A 14,297-nucleotide genomic window follows, 5' to 3' on the forward strand; every position below is an offset into this window, starting at 1 on the left:
TTTTTCCTTTATAAAAAAATAGACAAAGTCCCCTATTTTTCTACTGTTTCTGCTACAATGAAGGAAATTTCTCAGTTGTTCATGTTCGTTTTTTATCATAATTTGTGGCATAATGAGAAAATCATTTTTTATAGGGGGAGAATTATGTTTAAAGTACAATCATATGATGGCAATCGTCAGGATCAATACAACCTCCTTAACAAGCAGCTTGTTGCTTTATTAGAAGGAGAGTCAAACCAAATTGCAAATTTAAGCAATGCGGCAGCGCTTTTGAACCAATTTCTAGATAGAATTAATTGGGTTGGGTTCTATTTAACAGAGGAAAACGAACTCGTTTTAGGACCATTTCAAGGGTTACCAGCATGTGTAAGAATCCCTTTTGGGAAAGGAGTTTGTGGCACTAGTGCGAGTCAAATGAAGACGTTCCGCATTGAGGACGTTCACGCATTCCCAGGGCATATCGCTTGTGACGCTGCTTCCCAATCTGAAATGGTTATTCCACTCATTAAGGATGGAAAGGTAATAGGAGTACTTGATATCGATTCTCCTGAAAAGAATCGTTTTGATGAAGTAGATCAAGAAAACTTAGAAACATTTGTTAAAGAGCTTATTCGTTTTCTCTAAATAGTAAAAGGCTGGATGATTAACTCATCTAGCCTTTTTTAGGAGAAAAATGATTTATTTGCTACATAGTAAAAATTCTTTTCTAATTCTTCCTCCGAAATACTAATTCTCGCAGAGAGATCTTCTGTTCTTAAAATAAATTCTTTTACACCGATGAATTCCGATTCAACTACTATATAAAATAGCGTTCCTTTTTTGAACCCCTTAAATTTATTTTTCAATCTGTATTTTTTCATCTCAAAACCTCTGATCGACAAATATAAAGCGTATATAAAAACAAGACCATCTTCCTTGAAGAATAGCCTTGTTAACTCTACATCATTAAATGTTAATTGATTAGTTCTTCATCTTCCTGTACGACGACTTTATTTTTTCCAGTTTCTTTTGCTAAATATAAAGCTTGGTCAGCTCTTTTGAATAATCTTGTATAGCTATCATCCTTTTCTTTCGTCCAAGATGAAACACCACAGGATATCGTAATGCGAGGAGCGGTCAACTCGTTTACTTTCATTACTAATCTTTCAGCAATCGATACTGCTACACGCAAGGGAATTCTCGGAAGATATATAGCAAGCTCTTCCCCACCCCATCTAGCGCCAATATCGCTTTCCCTAATATTTTCATGGATGATAGAAGCCACTTGAATAAGGACCTCATCTCCCACTTGATGTCCATAAGAATCATTAATTTGCTTAAAGTTATCAATATCAATCAAAATAAAGCTTCCGAAAGCATCTTCAGTCATCGAACGGTGAATATTTTCATTTAAATAGTTTCGAGAGTGCAATTTCGTTAAATGATCGGTAATCACCATTTTTTCTAACTCTTCTCGAAGCATGGAATTCGAGAATGCCAACGTAGAATGATGAATCAATGATTGCATAAGCTTAAACGTTTCAAATGAAAAATGATACGGCAATCGGTGTAGAACTAAAGCAAATCCCATAATAACATCGGTTTGCACCATTGGCACAGCCATTACTGAACGAAATTGGATTGAGGCATTTTCAAGAAGAAGGTCTCCAAGAAAAATCGAATCTTTTTCCGTTTTTATTTTCCTTGCAATATACTCAAGATATACTTGCGAATCATCAGAAAAAAAGAAGTCTGTACTTCCTTTGAGAACTTTTACTTGTTCAAAATTGTCAGAAACAAGAATAAAGCCTACTTCCTCTGCAACAAAGGATGTCTGGATTTGCCCGGTCATGAAATTAATCGTTTCAGTTAAACGAAGGTCAGAATTTAAACGACGCGTTGTTTCATTGATCAATTGAAGATCGGAAATCAACTTTCTCGATTGCTGATACAACTGGGCATTTTCTAAAGCCGAACCTGCTGTATTGGCAAGGAGCATGATAAACTCCATTTCATTATTTGGGAAAGTCTGTGTATTTGGCGCAATAACCTGAAGGACACCATACACACCCTGTTTTCCCTTTAAAGGTGCATAAAGGATCGATTTCCGTTCTTGGACAGAGTCCTCTAATTGGATTGTTCCTGTAACATAAGCTTGCATCGCTGATATGTTTTCACTATCATATTCTAAATCCTTAATAGGCAACTTTGCATTATTGTTATTATCATGGGACAGCATTAAATAGTAAGTGAAGCTAGGATAGACTTCTTGAAGGGTAAAAATAATTTCTCCTAGTACATCGTCCATGTTCATGGAAGAATGGAATTTTTCCGTTACCCTAAATAATTGCTTATATCTCTTCTCTTCTAATATCACTTCGCAAATTCCTTTTGCTTTATGAAAAAATGTTGTACATTCCATTGCTAAATGCTCTATTAGAGAGTCAGAACTGTAAATTTTTTCAGCCATGCCTTTTATAGCTAGTAATTCAAGGTTATCATTATCCCTACGTATTGGTAATAACAGATCATACTTATCAAATGGTGAAAAAGGGATTGGTTGGCGAATGATAGAATTATTTAGAACAAGTTCCTTTAGGTCCTCACTAATCAATTGGTAAATGGATTCACTTGTTTTTCGCACTTCATTCGTTGAAGTGATGACATACATTTCCTTGCTCCAATCCTGAAGGTTAAAAAATGTTAATTCTTCAGATTGTACAAAGTTTTGTATAACAAGAAGCATTTCCTTTAGTAGTTCTTCGTAGGAATGGATGCCTTTGTCCTGATCTATCAAATCAAAAAAGCGACTTTTTAGGTTCATTATTAACTCTTTTTCAAGCAAATTCATTTCTATCATCACCTATTATCATCCGTTTTCTTAAACGATCGCTATACTTTATTTTATAATAATATGTATTGAATTTTTGTCGAATTTTTGTCAATTTAGTTTCAAAAAACGATGTTTGTCACAGCATACGAATGATTTAAATTACAACATTGATTTTCTTAGCTTGTACATTTATGATAGACATTCGTACTCCTAATTAAGACAACAATTCCTATTATACCACATATGTTTCTTGGATTATTAGAAACTTTATTCTTTTTTTATTCTTTCCTTGACTTCTATTCCCAATTATAGATATAATATTCTTTGTGTAAAATATCGCAGCCTATGTGAACACCTTTTGTGTTTCATTTTGTTCCTCAATCTGAAGAGTTTCGATGATGGGGTACTGTGTAACCCTCTGCTGCGAGGGCGAAGGTACATGAAAACAAAATGATCATAAATGTTGCTGTCACGTCTGTTTTTATTTTACCCAAATAAAAACACAAGGAGGAGTCATTCATGGCTCGTTATACAGGTCCAAGCTGGAAACTATCTCGCCGTCTTGGTATTTCATTAAGCGGTACAGGTAAAGAATTAGAAAAGCGTCCTTACGCTCCCGGACAACATGGTCCAAACCAACGTAAGAAATTATCAGAATACGGTTTACAATTACAAGAGAAGCAAAAGCTTCGTCATATGTATGGCGTAAACGAGCGTCAATTCCGTAACCTATTCGACAAAGCTGGCAAAATGGCTGGTGTACACGGTGAAAACTTCATGGCTCTACTTGAGTCTCGTTTAGATAACGTAGTTTACCGTTTAGGTTTAGCTCGTACTCGTCGTCAAGCTCGTCAGCTTGTAAACCATGGTCACATTTTAGTTGATGGCAAGCGTGTAGATATCCCATCTTACCGCGTAGCTGCTGGCCAAACAATTGGCGTTCGTGAAAAGTCACGTAACCTAGACATCATCAAAGAAGCAATCGAAGTAAACAACTTCGTACCTGACTTCTTAACTTTCGATGCTGATAAACTAGAAGGTACTTTCACTCGTCTTCCAGAGCGTTCTGAACTTCCAGCTGAAGTGAACGAATCTCTAATCGTTGAGTACTATTCTCGTTAATAGCTTTTTAACGATTAAAACCCTAGAGAAAAATTCTCTAGGGTTTTTTGTTTGTTCTTATTAATGTTGAGATGGAATCCCCATTAGTTCAATTGAATGTTGGGATGGGATCCCTGCTACTTCATCATATTTATAAACACTGTTTAATGGGCTATGCTGAGATGGAATTCCTGCATAATCACTGAAGTTCACAAATGCAAAACCTACTCCTAATAGTGAAACCGCTAATAAAGTTTTAGTTACCAGTTTTTTCAACTAAATCAACCTCCTAATTTATACTATTCTACTATATGTTACCACTCACTTAATAATTTGTCTCTTTCATTTTTCATAATTTCAATGAATTTTATATTTTCTTGCAGTTCTAAAAGGTATATAGCTTTATTAATATGTTCTACTCCATCGTCTATACGAGATAATTTTATTAGATTTTCACCGGATTGATAGTATAGGCTTGGTAAAAGATATAAAAGTTCTTGTGTGATACAATAATCAATACCTAGCTTACAAAATTGTAAAGATTCTACGTATTCTCCAATCTCTGTAAGTGCTTGTGCCAATCCAAAATATACTCTGATTTTCCCTCTTGGCTCCAGTATATCAGGAAGAGTTTCCAAGTATTCCAAAGCTTTCTTTAATAATTGGATCGAATCTTCGAATTCTCCAGATTCCTTATGTAAAATTGCTATACTTGTTAATATTTCTATTTCTCTTTCATTAAAATCAGTTCGATTTTTGTTCGTTATGTCTATTGCGTTATATAGTTGCTCTAAAGCTTTTGGAAGATCCTTTTCTAAATAAAACGTACAAATTCCTTGATGCCATATAAGAAATTGCTTTAACTTACCTGTTTGGAATATTGGATTGCTAAGTTCTTTTTCTATAATTTCTTGTACCCTCTCATAATTCCATTCTAGCTTTAAACGATTTATCAGCCGAATAACCGCATTCGCATAGTTAATCGATGATTTTGATGCAACATTGAAAAAATATGCTAGGTCTACATTTAATCTCCTCAATAATAGATTTAATGTTTCTAAGTCTGGATAAACGACTTCTTTTTCGAAGGAAATTAATTCCTCTTCTGTACACACACCTTCTGATAGTTCTTTAAGCGAAAGCTTTTTGTATTCACGGAATGACTTTAATGTATCCCCTATTAGATATGTGTTCAAACTGTTCATTATTATCCCTCATTACAAATATTTTAAATTTGTGATTACTCATTTTCACTTTAACCTGTTACTACCATTCTACTAAAAAGTCATGAAAAGTACATAAAAATTAGACTCTTCGGAACCTTATTTTTTTCAACAAAAAACCTGCCGCAAATTTCGACAGGTTTCTTGTTATTTAGTCGTTATTCTTCTCTTTTCCTAACTCGTCAGCTAGCTGATCGATACTGTCACGGATGTTGCCTTTCCCAGAAAAATTCTCCAGTAGATTCTTCAGGTCAATGCCAGAAGATGCTTTAAGGGATTCCTGGAGTGAGGACATTAAGCTTGTAGCATAACCAGTCACTTTGTTGGCCCCGCCATTTTCTCCATTGCCGCCGGTGTCGACGACTGTGATCTTTTCGATGTTGCCTAATGGGCTTGCAACTTGTTTCGCATATTCAGGAAGCATGCGGATGATCATATCCATAACAGCTGCCTGACCGTATTGTTCGAATGCTTCGGCGATTTTGCGCTTCGCTTCTGCTTCTGCAAGACCCTTCAAGCGGATAACATCTGCTTCAGATTCCCCTTGTGCCCGTTCTGCTTCTGCTTGCGCAAGACCGTCTAAACGAACCTTCTCCGCTTCCGCTTTTGCCAATGATTCAATTCGATACTGATTGGCATCCGCTTCCGCTAATTGCTTCGCCTTATCCGCAGCAGCTGCCTGTTCAACAGAGTAACGATCCGCATCTGCTTTCTTCTTAACCTCAGAGTCATATTGACGCTCACGACGTAGTATTTCTTTTTCTTCAAGCTCAATTTGCTTTTGACGTTCAATGATACGAATTTGCATTTCTTGTTCTGTAACTTCCTGCTTTGAACGAGCTGTTTCTAAATCATACGCTTGGTCAGCACGCGCTTTTGCAATATCTTGTTCACGGCGATAGTCTGCCATTTTCATTTGATTTTCTTTTTCTGCTTCGGCAATTTCTGTTGCTCTTTCAAATTCAGCCTTCTTCGCATCTTTATCTGCTTCCGCTCGCTTAATTCTCGTTTCCTTCTCCGCTTCAGCAGTAGCGATATCGGCATCTCTTTTTACTTGAGCAATTCTTGGCTTCCCTAATGATTCTAAGTAGCCATTCTTATCTCGAACATCCTTAATCGTAAAGGAGACGATGATAAGGCCCATTTTCGCTAAATCTTGAGAAGCAACCCTTTGCACCTCTTGAGAGAATTTATCTCTGTTTTTGTAAATTTCTTCTACAGTCATGGAACCTAAAATCGAACGAAGATGACCTTCTAGAACTTCTCTTGCTTCGTTTTCTCGATCTTCTTTTGGTTTACCGAGAAATTGCTCTGCTGCAGTTGCAATTTCTTCAATCGATCCACCAATTTTAATGATTGCTGTACCGTCAGCCATGACCGGAACACCTTGCTCCGTATAAACTTCTGGTGTGGTTACTTCGAGTTTACTAGATAATAGACTAAGAGGCTCTGCTTGTTGAAAGACTGGTAGAATAAAAGCACCGCCACCACGAATAATTTTAATCTTATTCCCTGATTCATCAACATGAACATTTTTGCTGCCTAAGTAACTACCGGTGACGATTAACGCTTCATCTGGACCTGCCGTACGATACTTTGTCACAAACACGGCAATTAATGCAATTAATAAAAAAGCTACAACACCAATTATCGCTAACATTGGTAACATTTAACTTCCCCCTTATAATTTAAAATATAAAATCCTCTTGTGTTTCATGGGGCACTACATGGAGTACTCCTTTTTGGACCTCGACGACTAATACATTTTGTCCCTCTTCGATACTTTCACCTTTGAAGCTTACAGCTGATTTGGCGACTGTACCACTCGCACTTTTTAAAATAACTTCTCCAAAACCATTTTCAGGAATCGGAATAATAACCTTCCCGATTCTTCCTCTCAAAGAGTCGTTGGAATAGGCGAGTGACTCCTGGGCAGAAGATAATGGGATAAGGACAAAAATATTTAGCAATGTATCCAATAATAACGCAATAAGAATCGAAATGATGACAATAATCATGCTATTTAATGAGGTCAATAATTCAAATAAATAGCCACTTGCAGAGAAGAATGTAATAAAAGCGAGGATAAGAGCTGGATTTATGAAAGGAAACAGCTCAGCAAGGCCCTCAAGTAAGTCTCCTAATAAAATGTAAAGCAAGGTTAGCGCTCCAGCAATAATCAACGTCGTCAAGTAAACAGATTGAATGGAGGCTCCAAACAGTTCCATATGTATCACCCTCTCCTACAAAATAAATTTCATTGTGATATACATACCTCCTCCTTTAGAAAAAATCAATTTCGCTATACCTTTAGTACGACTAAATTGGTAAAAAGTTTCAACTGTTCGCAAAATTCACGATAAAAATTTTATGAGAAAAAAGCTCCTACAAAATGTAGGAAGCTTCGGTTTGACTCATTCGCTCCAACCATCTCTCACCCTTAAGCGGAATTTTTCCTGTTATCTCCGCAATGGAGTCCCCTTTAGGGAAAATAACGGGAGATTTTCCGCTTATGGAGAGCAAAATCGTTTATTTTGGCATGTTTTGAGGGAATAGCAGGAATTTTTCCTGTTATTTCGGCTCTTTTTCATGATGGTTGCTCATTAAGCGGAATTTTTCCTGTTATTTTTTCATACCGATACTGCTACTGCTTATGCGAAGATTAAGTGGCGGGAAATTATAAATTCCTAGAACCCTTTTATGCTTCAATCAAGAAATATTTTTTCTTTCCACGTCGAATGACGGTGAACTGACCTTCGATTCTGTCCTTATCAGTGAGAAAATAATCCAGCTCGGTAATTCTATCTCCATTTACATAAATAGCCCCATTCGATACATCTTCTCGAGCCTGACGCTTTGATGGAGAGATTTGTGCATTCACCAATAAATCGACGATTCCAACCTCTTCTGTTGTTTCTTGTTTATAAGAAGGTACATCCTTGAAGCCTTCTTTAATTTCAGAAGCGGTTAAACGTTTGATATCGCCGCTAAATAGAGAGTCAGTAATTTTTATTGCTTGCTTGAGCGCTTCTTCTCCATGAATTAAACGCGTCATTTCCTCAGCAAGCGTCTTTTGTGCTTTGCGTAAATGTGGTTCATCTTGTACAGATTGCTCCAATGCTTCAATTTCTTCTTTAGAAAGGAATGTAAAGTATTTTAAATATTTGACCACATCCGCATCAGCTGTGTTAATCCAAAATTGGTAAAACTCATAAGGAGATGTTTTTCCTCCATCTAACCAGACAGAACCGCCTTCTGTTTTCCCAAACTTTGTTCCATCTGCTTTCGTTACAAGCGGGATCGTTAAGCCAAATGCTTTTGAATTTTCATCTGTCATTTTGCGAATTAATTCTAACCCTGTTGTAATATTGCCCCATTGATCGCTTCCACCGATTTGCAGTTTACAGTTATGCTTTTCATATAAATGCTTAAAGTCCATTCCCTGCAGAATCGTGTACGTGAATTCTGTAAACGATATTCCAGTTTCCAAACGGGTAGCAATTGTATCCTTTGCCAGCATATAATTGATGCCAATATGCTTACCGTAATCTCTTAAAAAGGTGATGATATTCATCGGTGCTGTCCAATCATAGTTATTGACCATCACCGCACCATTTTCACCTTCAAAATCAAAGATCATTTTTAGCTGTTTCGTTAAAGCATCAACATTTTTCTGAACCGTTTCTTCTGTCTGTAACACTCTTTCCTCTGTGGCCTTTGGATCACCGATTAATCCCGTTGCCCCACCAACAAGAACGATCGGTCGATGACCTGCATTTTGAAATCGTCTTAAGGTTAAAAACGGGAGCAGATGCCCGATATGCATACTATCACCAGTCGGATCCATACCACAGTACAAAGAAATCTTCTCTTTTTCCAGTAATTCTTTTAAGCCTTCTTCATCTGTTTGTTGGTAAATAATCCCACGCCATTGTAAATCTTGTACTAAATCCATCATTTTTTCCTCCAAACTCTTTTTTACAATATAAAAAGTCCCTTCGATTGAATCGAAGGGACGTTAAATACGCGGTACCACCCAACTTGAGAACAACAAAAAACAGTCATTCTCCACTTAATTAAGATAACGGAAATTCCGTTTACTGCTACTATTCTAGGGTTCACAGTAAAAGCTCAGGGAGGTAATTCATGCACTCTACATGTACTGACTCACAGCGGCCGTCAGCTTTCTGTAACAGAGATAGAAGCACTACTTAAAATGGTTTCCCATCTTCGCTTATTCATATTGAGTTAAGCAATTTTTAACATAAAAAGGTTGTACTTGTCAACCAGAAATTAGGAAATATTAGAAAATTATCGTTATCTGCAATACTTGTACCTCTCTTTATGCTATAATGTATGTGATTTTAGGGGGAATGATTCGATTGAAAGAGAAACTTAACTGGAAACAGATACTTCAGTCTTGCCAAGATTTTTTTTCTAATAAAAGAACTAAAAAAGGAGCAAGCATTACGTACCAAGTAGTATGGAATTTAGTCCTTATTTTTCTTGTCATAACCATACTTGGTGGTGCATTTGCAGGCGGTGTTGGTGCCGGATACTTTGCATCCATGGTTAAAGATGAACCGCTCCGTTCCTACGATAGTATGAAAAAAGATATTTACAGCTACGAAGAAACTTCGAATTTATACTTCGCGGATAATGTTTATTTAGGGAAGCTTCGAACCGACTTAGAGCGCGAGGAAGTCAAACTAAAAGACGTATCGGATTTTTTAATTAAAGCGGTTGTTGCTACAGAGGATGAATACTTTTATGAGCATGAAGGGGTCGTTCCAAAAGCGATCATGCGTGCCATATTTCAAGAGGTAACCAACTCTTCCATGCAAACAGGTGGGAGTACGTTAACTCAACAATTAATCAAAAATCAAATTCTTACAAATGAAGTTTCTTTTGAACGTAAAGCGAAAGAAATTTTGCTCGCTTTAAGATTAGAAAAATTCTTTGATAAAGAGGAAATTTTAGAAGCGTATTTAAATGTTTCAACCTTTGGGAGAAACTCATCTGGTCGAAATATCGGAGGAGTTCAAGCAGCAGCAAAGGGTGTTTTTGGGGTTACAGCGAAAGAACTCTCGCTTCCACAAGCTGCCTTTATAGCTGGACTTCCTCAAAGCCCATTTGGTTATACCCCATTTACGAATAAAGGGGAAATCAAAAACAATCTCGAACCTGGTATCACGCGTATGAAAACCGTATTGCAGAGAATGTATGATAACGGTTCGATAACAAAAGAACAATTTGATGAAGCCATTAACTATGATATCACGCAAGATTTTATTGCTCCTACAACAAGTCCACAGGAAGAATATCCTTATTTGACTTTTGAACTTGAAAAAAGAGCTGTCGATGTATTGTCCGTTCTCCTTGCTGAAAAAGATGGGTATACAGAAGAGGATTTACAAAAAGATGACGAATTAAAAAATGAATATTTAACTCTCGCTGATCGAGATTTGCGTCAAAATGGCTATGAGATTCACTCTACTATTAACAAAGATATATATGATGCGATGCAAAAGGTTAAAAATGAATTTGAGTACTACGGAAGTGATATTCAAGTCGTCGAAACCGATCCGGAAACGGGTGAAGAAGTTACCGTTAATAAACCTGTAGAGATAGGTGCCTCACTTATCGAAAACAAAACAGGGAAAATTATTAGTTTTGTTGGTGGAAGAGACTTTAATCAGCAGCAATTGAATCATGCTACAAGTGCAAAACGTTCGAATGGTTCGACGATGAAGCCATTGCTTGTGTATGCACCAGCCATTGAACTTGGTAGCTTAGCACCAGGTACCATTTTACCTGACCTTCCATTAAAATTAAATCCTGCATCAAGTAGTCCATGGCCTAGTAACTATGGTGGTGGCTATAGCGGACTAGTTACGGCTCGATATGCATTAGCAAGGTCCTACAATGTCCCTGCAGTAAAAGCGTATATTGATATTTTAGGAAAGCGCCCTGCTGAATACTTAACTAAAATGGGCTTCACATCTCTTGTAGAAGCTGATTATACAAACCGTTCTACTGCCATCGGTGGCTTAACAAATGGAGTCACTGTTGAAGAGAATGTCAATGCCTTTGGTACATTTGCTAACAATGGTCAATTTATTGACGGCTATATGATTGAAAAAATTGTCGATAAAGATGGGAATACGATTTATCAGCATGAAGTTGAACCAGTCGAAGTATTTAGTCCGCAAACAGCGTATTTAATCTATGACATGATGCGTGATGTTATTCGTTCAGGAACAGCAGCTTCCTTGAACAGCCGCTTAAAATTCAGCTCTGATTGGGCTGGAAAGACTGGAACAGGACAAGAATACAAAGATGCTTGGTTTGTCGCAACCAATCCGAATGTTTCATTTGGTACATGGATTGGCTATGATACACCGAAGCCATTACAAGTTACCTATAAAGGTCTGTCCTATTCAAATCGGAATATTTATTTATGGGCGAAACTAATGAATGCGGCTTATGATGTAGCTCCTGAATTAGTTGATCCATCTGAAACGGTTAAAATGCCAGGCGGAATTGTCAGACGTTCTTTCTGTGCGATTTCTGGCTTACTCCCTTCTGACGCCTGTACAAAGGCTGGACTAGTTGAAACAGATTTATTTAATGCAAAATATGTTCCAAGCAAAGTAGATGATAGCTTGGTTGAGGGTAAATATGTGCAAATTGGGGATAAGAAGTATTTAGCTCTAGACTCTACACCTGAAGAATTTGCAGAATCAGGTCTAATCTTAAACCCAGACTACATTGAGAAAATCTTTGGCATAAGCGTTAATATGCAACAACTCATACCAAAAAATAAAGAGCGCTGGGCTAATATTCTACTCCCAGATGATAAAATGGAAGACAATGGGAAAGCACCAGGGAAACTAACAGCAAAAGTTTCAGGCACTGCCGTCACATGGGGCAAGCATCCTGAAAACGATATTGTTGGTTACCGTGTTTATAAGGATGGGAAAAAGGTAGCTTCCATTAAAGCTGGGGAAGAACTTTCCTATAAAGGAGACAACGGCTTGTATTATGTCACTGCAGTAGATATTGCAGGGCAAGAGTCAGCTCCTTCTGACGAGATTCGAATCGGTCCAGAGGAGACACCAGTTGTGACCGACCCAGTAGAGGAAGAGAAAAAGCCTGAAAAGCCAAGTAAACCAGAAGAACCAGCGAAACCGGAAAATCCACCTGCAAATCCGCCAGGTGATGGAAATCAAAATAATGGCAATACAGATAAAGAACCTGAAAATAACGAAGGTAATGGGGCTTAATAGAAAGAGGACTGATTTTAAAAAATCAGTCCTCTTTTCACTGACTTCTTTTCCGATTCCGGATTGGATATAGTGCATTTGCGACTGTTTGGGCATTTTTTTCAGTGATTTCTTCTTTCCTTGGAATTGGCCGATACATCCCTTTCGGATCATCCCATTCTGTTGGAAGAGAAACAGGAGCTTCTTCTTGCCACCGTTTAATCCATTCTTTTGGAAGCTCGCCATTGCTATTTGGATTCTTCTTCATTTCCATCCAAATCAAACTCCATGCCCTCGGAACAACTCGCCAAATATCATAGCCTCCACCACCTACAGCAATCCATTTCCCATCACAATACTGGTGGGCAATTTCATGAGCAAGCTTTGGGATCTCTCGATATATTCGCATCGTAGCAGATAAATGGGTTAACGGATCTAAATAATGAGCGTCTGCTCCATTTTGCGTCAAAATAACATCTGGTTTAAAAAAATCAGCTATTTCCCTAACCGATGTTGTATAAGCGTCTAACCAAGAATCATCCTCTGTGAACGCATCAACGGGAACATTAAAAGAGTAGCCGTATCCTTTCCCTTGACCACGCTCATTCACATTTCCTGTTCCTGGAAAAAGATATCTACCTGTTTCATGAATCGAAAAAGTACACACATTAGGATCCTCATAAAAAGCCCATTGAACTCCGTCACCATGATGTGCATCTGTATCTATATATAAGACTCGTGCCCCGTATTTTTCTTGGATGTATTTGATCGCCACTGAGCTGTCATTATAAATACAGAAACCTGATGCCTTTCCTCTAAATCCGTGATGAAGCCCTCCACCTAAATTTACAGCATGCTTCGCTTTTCCGCCCATTACATAGTCAACAGCGGTTAGCGTTCCACCAACGAGCAACGCACTTGCCTCATGCATACCAGAGAATATCGGCGTATCTTCTGTACCTAAACCATAGCTTTCCGCTATCTCTTCAGAAAGTTCCCCTTTTCCTGCCTTCTTGACAGCGATTACATAATTCGGGTCATGGATAAGCTCCAGCTCCTCATCTGTGGCAAGCCGAGGAGCAACAATCTCCTTCGTAGAAATAGCATTTATTTCTTTTAGCAAATCCAATGTAAGCTTTAATCTTATTTGATTAAAAGGATGCTCTTGATTAAATTTATAGTTTAATTGCTCTTCAGAAAAAATAAAAATAGAATCCTGCATCATGCTTCCATCCCCGGAAGATTTGGCCATAGCACCTCATGTCCAGATTTCTCAAGTTCCTCAATTAAGCGCAATGGATTCATCGTTTGGATCCTCAATACGATAATTTTAAAGTCATCATCTCTTTTATCAGGATAGACGAGCACACTTAATATATTGACTTTACAATTTTGAATGTCAGAAAAGAGACGAAACAGCATTCCCATTTTGTTGCGAACCCGAATTTCAATTTGTGACCCTGGCTGATGTGCTCCTGTCAACTCTACTAATGTATGCAAGAGATCTGTTTGTGTAATAATGCCTACTAATCTTTTATCCTTTATAATCGGGAGACAACCAATTTTACTTTCATAGAATATCGCTGCCACCTCTTCGACAAAATCTAATGGATGACCAGTGATAACGTCTGATACCATAATTGCTTCAAGCGGTTTTTGTAAAATTTCTTTATTTTCTTCAAAGAAAAAAATAGATGGAATCGCCTCTTTGATGTCTCGATCAGTAACAATGCCGATTAAGTGCCTTTTTCGATCAATGATGGGAATATGCTTTATCCTTTTCTCTTTCATCAATTGAATCGCTTCTTCAATCGTATTCTCTTTCTCTAATGTACATACATCTGAAATCATGATCTCTTCAACAATCATCATTAAACCTCCTAAAACGCACTATTC

12 protein-coding genes and 1 other annotated feature are annotated in these 14,297 nt (G+C 37.5%); of the genes, 3 read left to right on the forward strand and 9 right to left on the reverse strand.

Annotated elements, in window-relative coordinates:
• Nucleotides 1-144 precede the first annotated feature (144 nt).
• Nucleotides 145-624, forward strand: coding sequence for a GAF domain-containing protein (locus BMSHG_RS12835; RefSeq protein ID WP_019154865.1), 480 nt, complete (start codon nt 145-147; stop codon nt 622-624).
• Nucleotides 625-662: 38 nt separating this feature from the next.
• Here the strand turns inward: BMSHG_RS12835 and BMSHG_RS12840 are convergent, their stop codons facing one another.
• Nucleotides 663-860 carry a hypothetical protein gene (locus BMSHG_RS12840; RefSeq protein ID WP_019154866.1) on the reverse strand — a complete coding sequence of 66 codons (198 nt, stop codon included), beginning with the start codon at nt 858-860 and terminating at the stop codon, nt 663-665.
• A 92-nt stretch (nt 861-952) separates the two neighbouring features.
• On the reverse strand, nt 953-2,830 hold the full coding sequence (locus BMSHG_RS12845) for a sensor domain-containing diguanylate cyclase (RefSeq protein ID WP_019154867.1): 1,878 nt from the start codon (nt 2,828-2,830) through the stop codon (nt 953-955).
• A 501-nt stretch (nt 2,831-3,331) separates the two neighbouring features.
• Between BMSHG_RS12845 and rpsD the strand changes: the two genes are divergently transcribed.
• On the forward strand, nt 3,332-3,934 hold the full coding sequence (gene rpsD / locus BMSHG_RS12850; RefSeq protein ID WP_019154868.1) for a 30S ribosomal protein S4: 603 nt from the start codon (nt 3,332-3,334) through the stop codon (nt 3,932-3,934).
• A gap of 60 nt (nt 3,935-3,994) precedes the next feature.
• Here rpsD and BMSHG_RS12855 read toward each other — a convergent pair whose 3' ends face one another.
• The 5 genes from BMSHG_RS12855 to tyrS form a co-directional block, all read right to left on the reverse strand.
• Nucleotides 3,995-4,189, reverse strand: coding sequence for a hypothetical protein (locus tag BMSHG_RS12855; RefSeq protein WP_019154869.1), 195 nt, complete (start codon nt 4,187-4,189; stop codon nt 3,995-3,997).
• Between the two features lie 38 nt (nt 4,190-4,227).
• Nucleotides 4,228-5,118: a hypothetical protein gene (locus tag BMSHG_RS12860; protein WP_019154870.1), complete on the reverse strand. Its 891-nt coding sequence runs from the start codon at nt 5,116-5,118 to the stop codon at nt 4,228-4,230.
• 169 nt (nt 5,119-5,287) lie between these two features.
• Nucleotides 5,288-6,805 (reverse strand): flotillin family protein, encoded by a 1,518-nt coding sequence (locus tag BMSHG_RS12865; RefSeq protein ID WP_019154871.1) that lies wholly within the window; start codon nt 6,803-6,805, stop codon nt 5,288-5,290.
• Between the two features lie 19 nt (nt 6,806-6,824).
• Complete coding sequence (locus BMSHG_RS12870; protein WP_019154872.1) at nt 6,825-7,364, reverse strand: NfeD family protein; 540 nt, start codon at nt 7,362-7,364, stop codon at nt 6,825-6,827.
• Between the two features lie 470 nt (nt 7,365-7,834).
• Nucleotides 7,835-9,091: a tyrosine--tRNA ligase gene (tyrS, locus tag BMSHG_RS12875; protein WP_019154873.1), complete on the reverse strand. Its 1,257-nt coding sequence runs from the start codon at nt 9,089-9,091 to the stop codon at nt 7,835-7,837.
• A 53-nt stretch (nt 9,092-9,144) separates the two neighbouring features.
• Nucleotides 9,145-9,376, reverse strand: a binding site (T-box leader).
• Nucleotides 9,377-9,509: 133 nt separating this feature from the next.
• On the opposite strand from tyrS, the gene BMSHG_RS26175 reads away from it, so the two are divergent.
• Nucleotides 9,510-12,422 carry a transglycosylase domain-containing protein gene (locus BMSHG_RS26175; protein WP_034658780.1) on the forward strand — a complete coding sequence of 971 codons (2,913 nt, stop codon included), beginning with the start codon at nt 9,510-9,512 and terminating at the stop codon, nt 12,420-12,422.
• A 37-nt stretch (nt 12,423-12,459) separates the two neighbouring features.
• Here BMSHG_RS26175 and BMSHG_RS12885 read toward each other — a convergent pair whose 3' ends face one another.
• Nucleotides 12,460-13,626, reverse strand: coding sequence for an acetoin utilization protein AcuC (locus BMSHG_RS12885; protein ID WP_019154875.1), 1,167 nt, complete (start codon nt 13,624-13,626; stop codon nt 12,460-12,462).
• Complete coding sequence (locus tag BMSHG_RS12890) at nt 13,623-14,270, reverse strand: acetoin utilization AcuB family protein (protein WP_019154876.1); 648 nt, start codon at nt 14,268-14,270, stop codon at nt 13,623-13,625. The genes BMSHG_RS12885 and BMSHG_RS12890 overlap by 4 nt, the downstream gene beginning before the upstream one ends.
• Between the last annotated feature and the right edge of the window lie 27 nt (nt 14,271-14,297).

The sequence above is a fragment of the Robertmurraya massiliosenegalensis JC6 genome, assembly GCF_000311725.1.
Classification (GTDB): Bacteria; Bacillota; Bacilli; order Bacillales; family Cytobacillaceae; genus Robertmurraya; species Robertmurraya massiliosenegalensis.

What these genes read in the sequence shown, in the direction of transcription:
- BMSHG_RS12835 (WP_019154865.1), top strand. Translation starts at nt 145, where the DNA reads ATGTTTAAAGTACAATCATATGATGGCAATCGTCAGGATCAATACAAC.
- BMSHG_RS12840 (WP_019154866.1), bottom strand. Translation starts at nt 860, where the DNA reads ATGAAAAAATACAGATTGAAAAATAAATTTAAGGGGTTCAAAAAAGGA.
- BMSHG_RS12845 (WP_019154867.1), bottom strand. Translation starts at nt 2,830, where the DNA reads ATGAATTTGCTTGAAAAAGAGTTAATAATGAACCTAAAAAGTCGCTTT.
- rpsD (WP_019154868.1), top strand. Translation starts at nt 3,332, where the DNA reads ATGGCTCGTTATACAGGTCCAAGCTGGAAACTATCTCGCCGTCTTGGT.
- BMSHG_RS12860 (WP_019154870.1), bottom strand. Translation starts at nt 5,118, where the DNA reads ATGAACAGTTTGAACACATATCTAATAGGGGATACATTAAAGTCATTC.
- BMSHG_RS12865 (WP_019154871.1), bottom strand. Translation starts at nt 6,805, where the DNA reads ATGTTACCAATGTTAGCGATAATTGGTGTTGTAGCTTTTTTATTAATT.
- BMSHG_RS12870 (WP_019154872.1), bottom strand. Translation starts at nt 7,364, where the DNA reads ATGGAACTGTTTGGAGCCTCCATTCAATCTGTTTACTTGACGACGTTG.
- tyrS (WP_019154873.1), bottom strand. Translation starts at nt 9,091, where the DNA reads ATGGATTTAGTACAAGATTTACAATGGCGTGGGATTATTTACCAACAA.
- BMSHG_RS26175 (WP_034658780.1), top strand. Translation starts at nt 9,510, where the DNA reads ATGATTCGATTGAAAGAGAAACTTAACTGGAAACAGATACTTCAGTCT.
- BMSHG_RS12885 (WP_019154875.1), bottom strand. Translation starts at nt 13,626, where the DNA reads ATGATGCAGGATTCTATTTTTATTTTTTCTGAAGAGCAATTAAACTAT.
- BMSHG_RS12890 (WP_019154876.1), bottom strand. Translation starts at nt 14,270, where the DNA reads ATGATTGTTGAAGAGATCATGATTTCAGATGTATGTACATTAGAGAAA.